The sequence below is a fragment of the Pseudomonas bananamidigenes genome (assembly GCF_001679645.1).
Lineage (GTDB): Bacteria > Pseudomonadota > Gammaproteobacteria > Pseudomonadales > Pseudomonadaceae > Aquipseudomonas > Aquipseudomonas bananamidigenes.
On record NZ_LRUN01000001.1, the window covers coordinates 130,082 to 145,425 of the forward strand.

The 15,344-nt window shown below is 62.2% G+C and carries 13 protein-coding genes and 1 pseudogene; 4 read left to right on the plus strand and 10 right to left on the minus strand.

Translation table 11 applies throughout. The annotated features are described in order from the left end of the window. Positions 1 to 35: 35 nt before the first annotated feature. Entirely contained in the window at positions 36 to 314 is a 279-nt protein-coding gene (locus tag BBF94_RS00625; protein ID WP_041069470.1) for a hypothetical protein, read from the minus strand. Between the two features lie 218 nt (positions 315 to 532). Between BBF94_RS00625 and BBF94_RS00630 the strand changes: the two genes are divergently transcribed. Beyond that, entirely contained in the window at positions 533 to 1,570 is a 1,038-nt protein-coding gene (locus BBF94_RS00630) for a patatin-like phospholipase family protein (RefSeq protein ID WP_065257124.1), read from the plus strand. Here the strand turns inward: BBF94_RS00630 and BBF94_RS00635 are convergent. The 6 genes from BBF94_RS00635 to kdpF all read right to left on the minus strand — a co-directional run bounded on the left by BBF94_RS00635 (position 1,567) and on the right by kdpF (position 9,519). Continuing rightward, a complete protein-coding gene (locus tag BBF94_RS00635) occupies positions 1,567 to 2,265 on the minus strand; it encodes a response regulator (RefSeq protein WP_065257125.1) in 699 nt (232 codons plus the stop codon). The genes BBF94_RS00630 and BBF94_RS00635 overlap by 4 nt on opposite strands. A gap of 48 nt (positions 2,266 to 2,313) precedes the next feature. Next, on the minus strand, positions 2,314 to 4,965 hold the full coding sequence (locus tag BBF94_RS00640; protein WP_065257126.1) for a sensor histidine kinase: 2,652 nt from the start codon (positions 4,963 to 4,965) through the stop codon (positions 2,314 to 2,316). A gap of 81 nt (positions 4,966 to 5,046) precedes the next feature. Beyond that, positions 5,047 to 5,592, minus strand: a complete 546-nt coding sequence (kdpC, locus tag BBF94_RS00645; protein ID WP_064598370.1) for a potassium-transporting ATPase subunit KdpC — start codon at positions 5,590 to 5,592, stop codon at positions 5,047 to 5,049. A gap of 57 nt (positions 5,593 to 5,649) precedes the next feature. Continuing rightward, entirely contained in the window at positions 5,650 to 7,716 is a 2,067-nt protein-coding gene (gene kdpB / locus BBF94_RS00650) for a potassium-transporting ATPase subunit KdpB (protein ID WP_065257127.1), read from the minus strand. A gap of 10 nt (positions 7,717 to 7,726) precedes the next feature. Next, positions 7,727 to 9,421, minus strand: a complete 1,695-nt coding sequence (gene kdpA / locus BBF94_RS00655; protein WP_065257128.1) for a potassium-transporting ATPase subunit KdpA — start codon at positions 9,419 to 9,421, stop codon at positions 7,727 to 7,729. A gap of 8 nt (positions 9,422 to 9,429) precedes the next feature. Then, positions 9,430 to 9,519: a K(+)-transporting ATPase subunit F gene (gene kdpF, locus BBF94_RS00660; protein ID WP_007963673.1), complete on the minus strand. Its 90-nt coding sequence runs from the start codon at positions 9,517 to 9,519 to the stop codon at positions 9,430 to 9,432. A 401-nt stretch (positions 9,520 to 9,920) separates the two neighbouring features. Between kdpF and eat the strand changes: the two genes are divergently transcribed. Together eat and BBF94_RS00670 are read left to right on the plus strand one after the other, a co-directional pair. Next, positions 9,921 to 11,285, plus strand: a complete 1,365-nt coding sequence (gene eat / locus BBF94_RS00665; protein ID WP_065257129.1) for an ethanolamine permease — start codon at positions 9,921 to 9,923, stop codon at positions 11,283 to 11,285. A 118-nt stretch (positions 11,286 to 11,403) separates the two neighbouring features. Beyond that, a complete protein-coding gene (locus BBF94_RS00670; protein ID WP_065257130.1) occupies positions 11,404 to 11,571 on the plus strand; it encodes a DUF2897 family protein in 168 nt (55 codons plus the stop codon). 44 nt (positions 11,572 to 11,615) lie between these two features. Here BBF94_RS00670 and BBF94_RS00675 read toward each other — a convergent pair whose 3' ends face one another. Beyond that, positions 11,616 to 12,467, minus strand: a complete 852-nt coding sequence (locus tag BBF94_RS00675; RefSeq protein WP_065257131.1) for an urea carboxylase-associated family protein — start codon at positions 12,465 to 12,467, stop codon at positions 11,616 to 11,618. 175 nt (positions 12,468 to 12,642) lie between these two features. Here BBF94_RS00675 and BBF94_RS00680 point away from each other — a divergent pair, with 175 nt between their 5' ends. Beyond that, the gene (locus tag BBF94_RS00680) at positions 12,643 to 13,200 is read left to right on the plus strand and encodes a TetR/AcrR family transcriptional regulator (RefSeq protein WP_065257132.1); all 558 of its coding nucleotides are present in this window, start codon (positions 12,643 to 12,645) and stop codon (positions 13,198 to 13,200) included. Here BBF94_RS00680 and fabF read toward each other — a convergent pair. Both fabF and BBF94_RS00690 read right to left on the minus strand, forming a co-directional pair. Further along, positions 13,197 to 14,470: pseudogene (gene fabF, locus BBF94_RS00685) on the minus strand (beta-ketoacyl-ACP synthase II). The gene BBF94_RS00680 and the pseudogene fabF sit on opposite strands and share 4 nt — an antisense overlap. A 32-nt stretch (positions 14,471 to 14,502) precedes the next feature. Next, positions 14,503 to 15,297, minus strand: a complete 795-nt coding sequence (locus BBF94_RS00690) for an SDR family NAD(P)-dependent oxidoreductase (RefSeq protein ID WP_065257133.1) — start codon at positions 15,295 to 15,297, stop codon at positions 14,503 to 14,505. Positions 15,298 to 15,344: the final 47 nt, after the last annotated feature.

A 15,344-nucleotide genomic window follows, 5' to 3' on the forward strand; every position in this document is an offset into this window, starting at 1 on the left:
GCATGGCTGGCCTGCCATTGCGCCACGTCAGCAGCTTAGCGCCCGGCACGGGATTCGCGAATGTAGAAACGCGCTTTCTCGGCTTTTTTGCTGCAACCCTCAAAGCCCTCGAATTGTTGCTGGGTCTTGGCCGCAGTCAGCAACGACAGGGCCTTGGAGTAACTCACGGTACCGGCAAATCCCTCGGCCTTGGCCAGATCCAGTTCATGCCACGCCGCATCGAGCTGACTGCCACAGCTGTCGCGGTAGGCGGTCTTGCCGGCGCAACCGGCCAATGCCAGGGCAATCAGGGGCACACAGATCCAGGCTTTCATCATTTACACCTCAAGATAGGTCAACAGTCGTGCAGTTAAGACGTTCGGGCGCAGGAAAAGTGCCTTGTGCCCCGTGAATCCACCGCATGGCAAAAGATAACGCCAGCGGGTCACGAAGTATCGAAAAAACGACGCCAGCGCCGTCCCGGACGACTGCGGCGATTGTCGCCCGACCCTCGATGGGTGCATTGTGGAAACCTGTCGGGGGAGGAAGTCTGATGAAAAAGCGTGTCGCACTCGTACTGGGTTCCGGTGGCGCCCGGGGCTATGCCCATATCGGGGTCATCGAAGAGCTCGAACGACGGGGTTACGACATTGCCTGCATCGCCGGTTGTTCGATGGGCGCGGTGGTCGGCGGAATCTACGCCGCCGGAAAGCTCGACGAGTACCGCAGCTGGATCGAAGGCCTGGATTACCTCGACGTGTTGCGGCTGGTGGACGTGAGTTTCCGCCTCGGGGCGATCCGTGGCGAAAAGGTCTTCGGCCAGATCCGCAAGATCGTCGGAGAAATCAATATAGAAGAACTGCGCATCCCCTACACGGCGGTCGCCGCCGACCTCACCAACCAGCAGGAAATCTGGTTTCAGGAAGGCTGCCTGCATCAGGCCATGCGCGCCTCGGCGGCGATTCCCAGCCTGTTCACCCCGGTGATGCAGGGTAACCGGATGCTGGTGGACGGCGGCATTCTCAACCCGTTGCCGATCGTGCCGGTAGTGTCGAGCCACTGCGATCTGATCATCGCGGTCAACCTCAACTCGACCAACCAGCGTCATTACAAGCTGCCAGTGATCCAGCGCCCCGCCGCATTCCGTACGCGCTTCGACAGCCTGATCAACTCATTGGGATCGAAGATGCCGTTCCGTCGCAAACAGGCCGAGCAACTGTTGCTGCTGGAACAGGAAGCCTTGCGAGCAGAAGCGGCGGATATCAATCCGTGGGTGGAAGGTGCGGAACCGGAAACCCAGCAACCCGCTGCCGCCCCCGAGCGTGACGGCGCACCGAAATCCGCCACCGGATCGTTCATCGTCGACAACGTCGGGCCTGCGTCATTGCTGGATCTGATCAACCAGAGTTTCGAGGTGATGCAGACGTCCCTGGCGCAGTACAAGATCGCCGGGTATCCGCCGGACATTCTGATCAACGTGCCGAAGCGGGTGTGCCGGTTCTTCGAGTTCTACAAGGCTCCCGAACTCATCGCACTGGGTCGCGAAATTGCCCGGGACACCCTCGACCGTTACGAGAGCGAGCAGAGCTAAATGCTGCTCTCGCTCAACAACCGATAACCGACACCCGCCTCGGTCACAATGAACCGTGGCCGGGTCGGGTCATCCGCCAGTTTCTGCCGCAGATGGCCGACGACGATCCGCAGGTAGTGACTGTCCTCGGTATGGGTCGGCCCCCAGATGTCCTTGAGCAATTGCTGCTGGGTAATCACCCGGCCCGGATGCCGCGCCAGTTGCGCCAGCACCGCGTATTCCTTGCGGGTCAAGGCGACTTCGACGCCGTCAAGCAGCACCCGGCGATAGGCCAGGTCCACGGTCAGCGGGCCGAAATTCAACGCGGCCTGCTGCGCTTCGCCGGCCGGCGCCTGACGCAACAACGCTCGCACCCGGGCGAGAAACTCCTGAATGCCGAACGGCTTGGTGACGTAGTCATTGGCACCGCCATCCAGCGCCTGGACCTTCTGCCCTTCGCCGGCACGCACCGACAGCACCAGTACCGGCGCCGTGGCCCACTCGCGAAACTCGCGCAGCACTTGCTGGCCATCCATATCCGGCAGGCCGAGGTCAAGCACCAGCAAGTCAGGCTTGTTCAGCGCCGCCTGGGCCAGGCCCTCGGCACCGGTGCCGGCTTCCAGCACCTTGTAGCCTTGTGAAGCGAGGCTGATGCGCAGGAATTTGCGAATCTGCGGTTCATCGTCGATGACCAAAATGGTCGCAGTCTGGCTCATGGGTTCACATCAATACAAAAGAGTGGCAAGAGAGTAGCGCAGGCAGGATCAGGCTTCACCGTCCATCCCCGGTTGCGTCTGCAAAGGCAGGTGCAGAGTGATGCAGGTGCCGCGACCGTCGATGCCCTCGCCGACACTGATCCGCCCGCCATGGGCACCGACCATGCCCTGACAGATCGCCAGCCCCAGGCCGGTGCCCTGTCCGCCACGATCACCCCGGGCGGCGGTGTAGAACATGTCGAAAATCTTCGCCCGCTCATCGATGGGAATCCCCGGCCCTTCATCGCTGACCGAGAAAAACACCTCGCTGTCATCCGCTCCGGCACGCAATTGCAGACGGCCATGGGACGGCGAGAAGCGTGCGGCATTTTCCAGCACATTGACCAGCGCCTGCTCGATCAGTGCGGCATGGACAAACAACAAGGGCAATTCGGCCGGTACATCGGTGCTCACCTGCAGCGACGACAACACGGCGCGCAGACGATTGAGGGCACTGCCGACGATGTCCGCCGGCGACACCCAGTCCCGCGCCAGTTTCAGCGCACCATGCCCAAGACGGGTCATGTCCAGCAGGTTCTGGATGTAACGGTCGAGACGTTCGGCTTCATCGCGGGTGCCTTCCAGCAATTCACGGCGATCCTCCAGCGCGATCGCTTCGCCGAGCGCCAGCAGGCTGTCGATGCTGCCGCGCATTGACGTCAGTGGCGTGCGCAGGTCGTGGGACACCGAGGCCAGCAAGGCACTGCGCAGTTGTTCGGTTTCGCCGTGCAGACGCGCAGCTTCGAGATCGTCAGCCAGTTGCGCCCGGGCCAGGGCCTGCGCCAGCGGCTGGCTCAATGCAGTCAGCAAGCGGCGGCGTTGCCCGCTCAATGTCTGGCCCTCTTTGGCGCACACACCGAGCAGCGCCAGCGGTCCATCCTCCACCGACAGCGGCCACCACCACCAGCGCCCGAACGGCAACGTGCCGGTGCCCATGCCGGCCGGTTGATCGTGTTGCCAGGCCCAGTCAGCAGCGGCGCGTTCGGATTCGGTGAATTGCAGCGGCCCGCCGGTCTCGACTTTCCAGCTGCCCTGCCCGTCGCGATCGAGCAGGCACACTTGCAGGTCGCTCCAGCCATTGAGGTGCTGTGCGGCAGCGCTGACCACGGCCTGACGGTCGGTGGCGGCGGTGAGCTTGCGCGACAGGTCGAGCAGCTCGGTGGTCTCTTCCTGGGTATCGCGCAACGCCTGCAATTGCCGACGCTGACGCGCCGCCAGATTACCGGTGAGTGCCGCCATCAGCAGGAAGAACAGCAAGGTCAGCACGTCTTCTTCGCGCTGAATGGCAAAGGAAAAATTCGGCGGGATGAACAGAAAGTCGTAGGTCAGGAACGACAACGCTGCACAGGCCAGCGAAGGCCCCAGGCTGCTGCGCACCGCGACCAGCAGCACGGCGGCAAGGAACACCAGCGAGATGTTCGGCAGCGGCAATACGCTCGACACCGCCCACGCCAGCGCACTGGCCAGAATGGTCGCCACCAGCGCCAGCGCATAATCGAACCACACCAGCGTCGGCGCCGTCCGCAGGCGTGGCGCGTGTTGCTCGTGATCGCTGTCCAGTACGTTGATTTCCAGGCCGTGGGACTGGCGCAGCAACCGTGCCGCCAGACCACCGCCGAACAGCCGTCGACGCAGACTCGGACGCGACTGACCGACCAGTACCAGACTGGCGCGGCGCTCGGTGGCGTGCTGGATCAGGGTCTTGGCCACTTCGCCGGCCCGTAGCAGCACCACTTCGCCGCCGAGGCGTTCAGCCAGTTGCTGGGCGCCTTGCAGGCGCAGACGCGATTGCTCATCGCGCACGCTGCCGTTGTCGACGTGCACCAGGCTCCACGGCAAATGCCGGCGCTGGGCGACACGGCTGGCGTGGCGCACCAATCGTTCGGCATCGGCATTACCGTCGACCCCGACCAGCAGGCGCCCGCGCACCGCCGGGGCGGCCTGACCGAGCTTGCGGTAGCCCTGAGCCAGATCGTTGTCGACCTGCGCCGCAGCGGTCTGCATCGCCAGTTCCCGCAACGCGGTGAGATTGGTTTGAGTGAAAAACGCATCGATCGCGGCCCGGGCCTGCTCCGGTACATAGACCTTGCCTTCGCGCAGGCGCTCGAGCAGTTCCCGGGGCGGCAGGTCGATCAGCAGCAGTTCGTAGGCTTCCTGCAAGACCCAGTCCGGCAGGGTTTCACGTACCTGCACACCCGTGATGCCGCGCACCTGATCGTTGAGGCTTTCCAGGTGCTGGACGTTGACGGTGGTGTAGACGTCGATGCCGGCGGCGAGCAGTTCCTGAATATCCTGCCAGCGTTTGGCGTGACGGCTGCCGGGGGCGTTGCTGTGGGCGAGCTCGTCCACCAGCACCAGTTTGGGTTTGGCGGCGAGCAGGCCGTCAAGGTCCATTTCCTCCAGCGTCACGCCACGGTATTGCGAACGCACCAACGGCAGTTGCGGCAGGCCGCCGAGCAGCGCTTCGGTTTCGGCGCGGCCGTGGGTTTCGACCACGCCCGCAATGACTTTCACGCCCTGGCGCAGCTGGCTGTGAGCGGCCTGCAGCATGGCGTAGGTCTTGCCAACGCCCGGCGCAGCGCCGAGGAAAACCTTGAGCCGGCCGCGTCCGTCGCGGGGCAGTTCTGCTAACAGCGCGTCGGCGCGGCCGGAGTCACTCATGCTTGAAGCTCTCTTCCTGAAGGATGATCGTTCCCACGCTCTGCGTGGGAATGCAGCCCGGGACGCTCTGCGTCCCATCCACTAAAGTTTTTCCAGCGCCATGTTCAACGCCAGCACATTCACCACCGGTGGCCCCACCAGCGGCTGTTCGATGTGCGCGTCGAGCAACTGCTGCAAGGTCGCCACCGGTACGTTGCGCGCGGCGGCAACACGCGCCAGTTGATAGGCAATCGCCGCCGGTGGCAAGTGCGGATCGAGACCGCTGCCGGAGGTAGTCAGCAACGCCAGCGGCACCGGGCCCTGACCGGGTACCTGCAGCTTGTTGGCGTCATCGATCACCCGAGTGGCCAGCGCCGGATTGCTCGGCGACAGGTTGCTCGCGCTGCTGGAAACGGTGGCAAAGGCACCGGCCGAAGGACGTGGATGAAACCACGCATCGCCGACAAAATCCTGAGCGATCAGCGACGAGCCGCGCACCTTGCCTTCGGCGTCGCGCACCAGACTGCCGTTGGCCTGCTCGGGAAAGGCGACCTGGGCAACGCCAGTCACCACCAGCGGATACGCAACGCCGGTGACCAGGGTCATCAGCACCAGCAGGCTCAGGGCCGGACGTAACATTGTGGACATTTCAAAATCCTCGAATTCGTGCTTGAAGCGGTGTGCCCGGCACACCGCTGTTCAGGTTCAAACCAGATGCAACGCCGTCAACAACATGTCGATCGCCTTGATCCCCACGAACGGCACCAGAATCCCGCCCAGGCCATAGATCAGCAGATTGCGTCGCAGCAGCGCCGCCGCACTCGCAGCCTGCACCCGCACGCCACGCAAGGCCAGCGGAATCAGCACGACGATAATCAGGGCGTTGAAGACGATGGCCGACAGAATCGCGCTCTGCGGGCTGTTCAAGTGCATGATGTTCAGCACGCCCAGTTGCGGGTAGATCGCCGCGAACAGTGCCGGCAGGATCGCAAAGTACTTGGCCACGTCGTTGGCAATGGAAAAGGTCGTCAGCGCGCCACGGGTCACCAGCAGTTCCTTGCCGATCTGCACCACGTCCAGCAGCTTGGTCGGATCGCTGTCGAGGTCGACCATGTTGGCCGCTTCGCGTGCTGCCTGAGTGCCGTCGTTCATCGCCATGCCGACGTCGGCCTGAGCCAGCGCCGGAGCATCGTTGGCACCGTCGCCGCACATCGCGACCAGGCGACCGTCGTTCTGCTCGTGACGGATGCGTGCCAGTTTTTTCTCCGGAGTCGCTTCGGCCAGTACGTCGTCGACGCCTGCTTCAGCGGCAATCGCGGCAGCGGTCAGCGGGTTGTCGCCAGTGACCATCACCGTGCGAATCCCCAGCTTGCGCAACTCGGCGAAACGCTCACGGATGCCCGGCTTGACCACGTCTTTCAAATGGATGACTCCGAGCAGTCTGCCGTCGGCGCAGACCAGCAACGGCGTGCCACCGCTCTGGGCGATCTTGTCGATTTCACGGGACAGCGCCGGCGCCAGATCCTTGCGTTGTTGACCGAGGAACGCTAGCAGCGAATCCACCGCGCCCTTGCGGAACACACGGCCCTGATAGTCGACACCGGACAAGCGGGTTTCCGCGCTGAACGGAACGGCAGTCAACGCTTCAGGTGCGGGCTCCGGCTGCGGATTGGAACCGCGCAAATATTCGACGATGGACTTGCCCTCGGCGGTTTCATCGGCAAGCGAAGCGAACAGCGCACCTTCGGCCAACTCTCGGGCATTCACGCCCGGCGCGGCATACACCGCACTGCAACGACGGTTGCCGAAGGTGATGGTGCCGGTCTTGTCCAGCAGCAGTACATGCACATCACCCGCCGCTTCCACGGCACGACCGGACTTGGCAATCACGTTCAGACGCACCAGACGATCCATCCCGGCGATACCGATGGCCGACAGCAGACCGCCGATGGTGGTCGGAATCAGCGTGACCAACAGCGCCACCAGGAACACCAGCGGCAGGCTGCCATTGGCGAAGTGGGCGAAAGGTTGCAGGGTCACGACCACCAGAAGAAAGATCAGGGTCAGGCCGATCAGCAGGATGTCCAGCGCCACTTCGTTAGGGGTCTTCTGACGTTTGGCGCCTTCGACCAGTGCGATCATGCGGTCGAGGGTCGATTCCCCCGGGTTGGCGGTGATCTTCACCAGCAACCAGTCGGACACCAGCCGGGTGTTGCCGGTGACAGCGGAACGGTCGCCGCCGGATTCGCGGATCACCGGCGCCGACTCACCGGTAATCGCCGCTTCGTTGACTGCCGCGATCCCTTCAATGACTTCGCCGTCACCGGGAATCATCTCCCCGGCTTCGACGCGCACCACATCACCCTTGCGCAGACTGGCAGCCGGTACTACCTGAAAGCTGCCGTTGGCCAGTTTGCGCCGGGCGCTCAGCCCTTCGCTGCCGGCCTTGAGACTGTCGGCGCGGGCCTTGCCGCGACCTTCGGCCAGTGCTTCGGCGAAGTTGGCGAAGATCACGGTGAACCAAAGCCACAGCGCGATCTGCGCCGCAACAAAGGTCGGCACGATGGTGTCCGGAATAAAGCACAGCACGGTGGTGAAAATCGCGGTCAGTTCAACCACCAGCATCACCGGGGAGCGCACCAGTTGACGCGGGTCGAGCTTGACGAATGCTTGCACCAGCGCCGGACGCCACAAGGCGCTGATCGCGGTTTTGGGGGCTTCTGCCGACTTGGCGGCTACCGCCGGTTTTGAAGCGGGAACATGCATATTCATGATGGATTCCTTAGAAGCCCATGCTCAGGTGTTCAGCGATCGGGCCCAAAGCCAGGGTCGGCAGGAAAGTCAGGCCGCCGACCAGCAAAATGGTCACGGTCAGCAGGGTCACGAACAGCGGGCCGTGGGTCGGAAAGCTGTTCTGGCCGATCGGTGCGGTTTTCTTCATTGCCAGGCTGCCGGCCAGAGCCAGTACCGGAAGGATGTAGCCGAAGCGACCGATCAACATGCCCAGACCGAGCATCAGGTTGTGGAACGGGGTGTTCGCACTCAGACCACCGAACGCCGAACCGTTGTTGGCACTGGCCGAGGTGTAGGCGTACAGCAACTGGCTGAAACCATGGGGGCCGGGGTTGCTGATGGTGGCCGCCGGGCCAGGCAGGGCAGCGGCAATCGCGCCCAGCACCAGCACGCCGACCGGCATCACCAGCAAGGTCACGACCAGCAGTTGCACCTCACGGGCCTGGAGTTTCTTGCCGAGGTATTCCGGCGTACGGCCGATCATCAGACCTGCGAGAAACACCGCGATCAGCACGTTGAGCAACATGCCGTAGAGACCGGCACCCACGCCGCCGAAGATCACTTCGCCGACCATCATGTTGACCAGCGCCACCATGCCGCTGAGCGGGTTAAGGCTGTCATGCATGCCATTGACCGACCCGTTCGATGCAGCGGTGGTGGTCACCGACCAGAGCACGGTGGCGGTAGTGCCGAAGCGCGATTCCTTGCCTTCCAGCGGGGCGGTCTGTTCGACGGCCACGTTGTTCAGGGCCGGGTTCGGCTGATACTCGGCCCACAGCGAAGTGGCGCCGCCGATCAGGAACAGCGCGAGCATGCAGCCGATGATGGCGCGGCTCTGACGCAGATCCTTGACGTAGTGGCCGAAGGTGAACACCAGCGCCACCGGGATCAGGATGATCGAAGACACTTCGAACAGATTGCTCCACGCGGTCGGGTTTTCGAACGGATGCGCCGAGTTGACGCCAAAGAAGCCGCCGCCGTTGGTGCCCAGTTGCTTGATCGCAATCTGGCTGGCCGCAGGGCCCAGTGGAATGACCTGATCGACGCCTTGCAGCGTCACCGCGTTCACGTATTGCGCGAAGGTCTGCGGCACGCCCTGCCACACCAGATACAGCGCCAGCACCAGGCACAGCGGCAGCAGACCGTAGAGGGTGGCACGGGTCATGTCGGCCCAGAAGTTGCCCAGGGTCCTGGCGGATTTGCGACCGATGCCGCGGCACAACGCGACCAGCACGGCGAGGCCGGTGGCGGCGCTGACGAAGTTCTGCACCGTGAGGCCGACCATCTGGCTCAGGTAACTGAGGGTCGCTTCACCGCTGTAGGACTGCCAGTTGGTGTTGGTCATGAAGCTGACGGCGGTGTTGAACGCCTGGGTCCACTCCTGGCCCGGCAGGTTTTGCGGGTTCAGCGGCAAGTGATCCTGGAACAACAGGATCGCGAACAACAGCAGAAAACCCGCGAGGTTGAACGCCAGCAGCGCCAGCGTGTACTTCTGCCAGCTCTGCTCGTCCTGCGGATTGACCCCGGCAATGCGGTAACAGCCGCGCTCGACCGGGCCAAGAATCGGCGTCAGCCAGGTGCGCTGACCTTCCATCACCTTGTAGTAGAACCGCCCGAGGAACGGCGCCGGCAGCAACACCAACGCGAAAAACGCGAGGATCTGCCAATAGTCATAACTGTGCATAACCGCTCCTAGTTCCGATCCGCGCGCAACAGCGCAACCAACAGATAAATGAACAGCCCCGCTGCCAGCAGCAGGGACACCCCGTCCAGAACGCTCATGGAAGATCTCCGTGTTACGGCGTATTGCCGCGTGTGGAGGCATTGTCGAAAAGGAGGCTGTAAAGGAACGAGACCGAGGCTGCGGGCGGCGCATAAAGAAAGCGTAAAGAGTGGGTTTATGCGGGCTTTACAACAGGTTTCTGCCCCGTCAGGCCGGGCCTCTCCGCGAGCCGGCTCGCTCCCACACGTTGAAATGCATTCCCCTGTGAGAGCGAGCCTGCTCGCGAAGACGGCATAACCGTCAACATCGCACTCAACTAGCGCACAAAAAGCAGTTATTGCGCCGCGAACATCCCCGATACGACAGCTTTCAACTCATTACGACTTGTTTCACAGCAATGGCACGCCCACTGCACATGCCCCTCACCCGAAGCTTTCCAAACCGTTCAGGGAGCAAACGCATGAACACACAACTCAAACCCACGCTGGGCACTTTGCACCTGTGGGGCATCGCCGTCGGGCTGGTGATTTCCGGGGAGTATTTCGGCTGGAGCTATGGCTGGGGTGTCGCGGGAACACTGGGCTTTCTGGTGACCTCGTTCATGGTCGCGACCATGTACACCTGCTTCATTTTCAGCTTCACCGAACTGACCACGGCGATCCCGCACGCGGGCGGGCCGTTTGCCTACAGCCGTCGGGCATTCGGTGAAAAAGGTGGATTGATTGCAGGACTGGCGACGCTGATCGAATTTGTCTTCGCCCCACCCGCAATTGCCCTGGCAATCGGCGCCTATCTCAATGTGCAGTTTCCGGCCCTCGATCCGAAACACGCCGCGGTCGGCGCGTACATCGTCTTCATGGGGTTGAACATCCTTGGTGTGAAACTGGCTGCGACCTTCGAGTTGATCGTCTGCGTGCTGGCCGTCGCCGAGTTGCTGGTGTTCATGGGCGTGGTCGCACCGGCCTTCAGTTTCAGCAACTTCGCCCTTAATGGCTGGGCCGGCGCGGACGTGTTTGGCGCACCGGCGATTGCCGGCATGTTCGCAGCCATTCCATTTGCGATCTGGTTTTTCCTTGCGATTGAAGGCGCGGCCATGGCGGCCGAAGAAGCCAAGGACCCGAAACGCACGATTCCCAAGGCCTACATCAGCGGCATCCTGACTCTGGTGCTGCTGGCGATGGGCGTGATGTTCTTTGCCGGTGGCGTCGGCGACTGGCGCGCCCTGTCGAACATCAACGACCCGCTGCCACAAGCAATGAAAGCCGTGGTCGGCGACAACTCCGGCTGGCTGCACATGCTGGTGTGGATCGGCCTGTTCGGTCTGGTGGCGAGTTTTCACGGGATCATTCTCGGCTACTCCCGCCAGTTCTTCGCCCTCGCCCGCGCCGGTTACCTGCCCGCCTCGCTGGCGAAACTGTCGCGCTTCCAGACGCCGCACCGGGCGATCATTGCCGGCGGCGTGATCGGCATCGCGGCGATCTACAGCGACGGCCTGATCAACCTCGGCGGCATGACGCTCACTGCCGCAATGATCACCATGGCCGTGTTCGGCGCCATAGTGATGTACATCATGAGCATGCTCAGCCTGTTCAAACTGCGCAAAAGTGAACCGAACCTTGAGCGGACTTTCCGTGCGCCGTGCTACCCGTTGATCCCGTTCATCGCGCTGGTGCTGGCTGTGGTGTGCCTGCTAGCGATGGCCTGGTTCAACGCACTGATTGGCTTGATTTTCCTGGGTTTCATGGCCGTCGGCTTCGGCTACTTCTTGCTCACGGGGCAATTGCGTGCGAACGCGCCGGCGGACGCCATGCTGACCGGGCTTTGACCGCCCCGGGCATAACCGGCCTAGAATGGAACCACTGCGATTTCCCATCGCTCAAACGTGGTAAGCAGCATCGCCGGCAAAATCCTCGCCGGTCGAGCTGTCATTAAGGAGAGCCGCTATGCCCTGGTATGCCTGGTTGATTCTGGTCGTTGCAATCGGCTCGATCGTGGGGGGGCTGATGATGCTGCGCGACACCGCCAACAAGGTCGAACTGACCGAAGAACAACGTCAACGTGTTGCCGAGCGCAATGCCGAAGCGGACATCAAGGACGCGCAGGATCGCTGACCGAAAACCCCGCCAGAATCGGCGGGGTCTGTTTTTGACGGCGGTTATTGTTCCCATTCGGCCTTGGCAATGTGTAAACCATGCAGGCCTTTGTATGCCGCGCGTTCCGGCGAACTCCAGCCTTCGAGCAGCGAATCCTCCAACCGATAGATTTCCACCCCCAACGGGCGGCACACGCTCAACGGATCCTGTGCATCCGGCCCCCACATCGCCAGTGACAGATCCCCGCCGGGGCACGTCGACAATGCACACAGCAAGTCGATTTCCGCGAAGAACTCCAGGTAGTCGCCCTTCTGTGCCGGACAGGCCTTCATGAAATACAGGTCATCGTGATTCAGGCCCGTGCACTGGAAGATGTTCAACACGTCGTGCACGTCGAATTCGGTCAGACCGTGCGGCAGCACGGCACGGGTCAGATTGGAGTGGCAATGATGATGGAAGTCTTCGCCGGTGAGCATCTTGTTCACGTAGGGATCACAGCGTGTACCGAGTAAATCGTGCAGGCGTCCTCCGTGTTCGTCGATGCCGTAACCGGCCAGGCTGTCATCGGTGATGGTCACCAGTGGCCGCAGAAACGGCAGATTCGACCAGAGGCGATCATGAGTGCTGACATGCGCACCTTGCAGTTGGCGGGTGCGCGCCGCCCACATCCGTTCGCGGGGATCGTGGGCATTCCACACATTGAAGTCGCCCACCTGTGGCCCCACCGGTGTGGTGACACGAAACACATGCCCCGCCGGAACATGCCAGGCGCGGCCGGTGCGGATCGGCACTTCGAATTGTTCGATCAGGGTTCGCGCCTCCTTTCTGTCGCGAATCCGTTCGTAGAACGCAGTGTTGACCTGCAAGGCCGAGCCTTTACTGACCTGATAGGCGGCCGGATAGTCTTTGAACATGGTTCTCCTGCTCCTTCGGTGATGGCAACTTTGTGAGCTGCAACCACTATCCGTGCCAACCCGTTGCTGGCTGTACGAACAAGTTGGATTCTCCGGCAGGCTTTTTAGAAGTAGAAGTACAGTCACCATTCAATTTTCATTGGTTAAAATGGTGGTCCTGTTGCGGAGAGTCTAGATGCGTTACTCGCAAGATCATAAAGCCCAGACCCATCAACGCATTATCAAGGAAGCGTCAGAGCGGTTCCGCAAGGACGGCATCGGCGCGACCGGCTTGCAACCCTTGATGAAAGCGCTGGGGCTGACCCACGGCGGCTTTTATTCGCATTTCAAATCCAAGGACGACCTCGTCGAAAAGGCCCTGCAAGCGGCCGGTGAGCAGGTCGCGGGGTTGTGCGCGGAGATCTTCGCGCAGGAGAATCCGCTGGCGCTGTTCATCGATACCTATCTGTCCGAATGGCACCAGACCAGCCCTCATGAAGGCTGCCCGCTGTTGACCATTTCTTCGGAGCTGGGGTTGCGCGGACAACCGAGCCCGACCAGCGATGCCGTGCTGAAGGCGCGTCTGGATCAGATCCGGAACACCCTCGAAGGCGAGAACGCCGCCGAGCGCAGCATCGTCATCATGGCAACACTGGCGGGTGCGCTCCTGCTCTCACGCAGCGTCGCGGATGCCGGGTTCGCCGAACAGATCCTCGACGTCACCCGCGAACACCTCAAGCGCTCCGAAGACTAAGCCTGCCAGCGCTTGAACAGCACGCTGGCATTGACCCCTCCGAAACCGAAGCCGTTGGACAGCGCGTATTCGATCGGCATTGACCGCGCCTGACCGTGGACGATGTCCACGCCCACGCTGGCCGGATCGGGGTTGTCCAGATTGAGGGTCGGCGGCACGGCCTGGTCGCGGATCGCCAACAGCGTGAAGATTGCTTCCAGGCCTCCCGCCGCACCCAGCAAATGCCCGGTCGCAGATTTGGTCGAGGTCACGGCGATTGAGTTTTTCGCTCCAAACACCGACTTGATTGCAGCCAGTTCACCCAGGTCACCAACCGGCGTCGAGGTCGCATGCGCATTCAGATGCTGCACCTGATCCGGCGCGATGCCGGCCTGAGCCAGCGCCAACGTCATGGCTCGCCGGGCACCGCTGCCGTCTTCCGGCCCGGCGGTCAGATGATAGGCATCGGCGCTGGTGCCGTAGCCGACCAGCTCGGCCAATGGTTGCGCACCGCGTGCCAGTGCATGCTCCAGCGACTCGATCACCAGCAGACCGGCGCCCTCGCCCATCACGAAACCGTCACGCCCGCTGTCGAACGGCCGCGATGCGCGTTCGGGTGTATCGTTGTAGCCACTGGAGAGCGCCCGCGCCGCTGCAAATCCGGCAAGGCTGACACGGTCGATGCATGCTTCCGCCCCCCCGCACACGGCAATGTCAGCCTCGCCGGCACGAATCAGTCGAGCGGCGTCACCGATCGCCTGCACACCTGCAGCACACGCGGTGACCGGTGCACCAAGCGGCCCCTTGAGTCCGTGCTGGATCGACACATGACCCGCCGCGAGATTGACCAGAAACGATGGAATGGTGAACGGCGACAAGCGTCGCGGACCACGGCTGTCAGTTGTGCGCACGGCATCGGCAATCGCGCCGAAGCCGCCGACACCTGAACCGATGATGGTGGCCGTGCGTTCCTGAGCTTGAGATTCCGCTGGGTGCCAGCCCGCCTGTTCAAGCGCCTGCCGTGCAGCCTCCATCGCGAACAGAATGAAACGATCCATTTTCTTCTGTTCTTTGGGCGGCGTGGCGCGATCCGGATCGAAACCCGCTTCGGCGTCTTCTTCCACCGTCGGTACCACGCCGCCGACCCGGGTCGCAGATCGGCGATGACCGCTTCCGGCAGATTTCGCAATCCTGAACGCCCGGCCAGCAAGCGCTGCCAGACGACTTCAACATCACTGCCCAGGGGCGACACCAGGCCCATACCCGTGACAACTACTCGACGCTGATCCATATCGGGTTGACCTCTCACGACTCGAAAGTCTTTTACTTGTATCGGCTGGCCGCCGAGCTGTGGGACAGATTCGGCGCCATCACATGACGTGCAGCAACAAAGGCTTGCCATTCACCGGCATCGGGCAGCGAAGGAATCGTCACGAGTTCGCCCTGATCCAGACCTGACAGCGCCGCATCCACCATCTCACCCGCCTCCATGACCATCTCCGCAGGAATACCGCTGGCATCAAAACCAGAACGTTCCCAGATTTCGGTGCGGGTTACCCCCGGCAATACCGCTTGAACCTTGACACCGGTACCTTCAAGCTCGGTATTGAGCGACTGAGTGAGGCTCAACACGTAGGCCTTGCTTGCACTGTAGGTGGCATTGAAGCGCTCGGGGAACAAGGCGACCACCGACGCGATATTGATGATCGTGCCACGCCCGGCGCTGGTAAATGCCGACGCCGCGGCGGCGGCCAGGCGGGTCAGGGTTGTGACATTCAACTGAATCAGTTGCTCCAGTACCTCGGGATCGGCATTGGCCAGCAAGCCATTGACTGCCACCCCCGCGTTGTTGACCAGCAGGCTGATACTGGAATCGCTGCGCAGGCGCTGCTCAAGCTTGAGCACTTCATCCTTCTGCGTCAGATCGGCCTTGAGCACTTCGACCTGAACACCGTGTGCTTCTCGCAGTTTGCTCGCCGCGGACTCCAGACGCTTCTGATCGCGAGCCACCAGCAACAGATCAAATCCACGTGCCGCCAATCGCTCGGCATACACCGCACCAATGCCGGAAGAAGCACCCGTGACAAGCGCCGTACCTTGGGATTTCGGGGAATTCATGACGATACTCCTGGAGTGCTTGAGAAATGAGCGACCGCTGAAAGCAG

Bases quoted from the DNA above. Each gene is read 5' to 3' on its own strand.
- eat (WP_065257129.1), top strand. From the start codon at position 9,921: ATGAACACACAACTCAAACCCACGCTGGGCACTTTGCACCTGTGGGGC.
- kdpB (WP_065257127.1), bottom strand. From the start codon at position 7,716: ATGAATATGCATGTTCCCGCTTCAAAACCGGCGGTAGCCGCCAAGTCG.
- BBF94_RS00670 (WP_065257130.1), top strand. From the start codon at position 11,404: ATGCCCTGGTATGCCTGGTTGATTCTGGTCGTTGCAATCGGCTCGATC.
- BBF94_RS00640 (WP_065257126.1), bottom strand. From the start codon at position 4,965: ATGAGTGACTCCGGCCGCGCCGACGCGCTGTTAGCAGAACTGCCCCGC.
- BBF94_RS00630 (WP_065257124.1), top strand. From the start codon at position 533: ATGAAAAAGCGTGTCGCACTCGTACTGGGTTCCGGTGGCGCCCGGGGC.
- BBF94_RS00635 (WP_065257125.1), bottom strand. From the start codon at position 2,265: ATGAGCCAGACTGCGACCATTTTGGTCATCGACGATGAACCGCAGATT.
- BBF94_RS00675 (WP_065257131.1), bottom strand. From the start codon at position 12,467: ATGTTCAAAGACTATCCGGCCGCCTATCAGGTCAGTAAAGGCTCGGCC.
- kdpF (WP_007963673.1), bottom strand. From the start codon at position 9,519: ATGAGCGTTCTGGACGGGGTGTCCCTGCTGCTGGCAGCGGGGCTGTTC.
- kdpA (WP_065257128.1), bottom strand. From the start codon at position 9,421: ATGCACAGTTATGACTATTGGCAGATCCTCGCGTTTTTCGCGTTGGTG.
- kdpC (WP_064598370.1), bottom strand. From the start codon at position 5,592: ATGTCCACAATGTTACGTCCGGCCCTGAGCCTGCTGGTGCTGATGACC.
- BBF94_RS00680 (WP_065257132.1), top strand. From the start codon at position 12,643: ATGCGTTACTCGCAAGATCATAAAGCCCAGACCCATCAACGCATTATC.
- BBF94_RS00625 (WP_041069470.1), bottom strand. From the start codon at position 314: ATGAAAGCCTGGATCTGTGTGCCCCTGATTGCCCTGGCATTGGCCGGT.
- BBF94_RS00690 (WP_065257133.1), bottom strand. From the start codon at position 15,297: ATGAATTCCCCGAAATCCCAAGGTACGGCGCTTGTCACGGGTGCTTCT.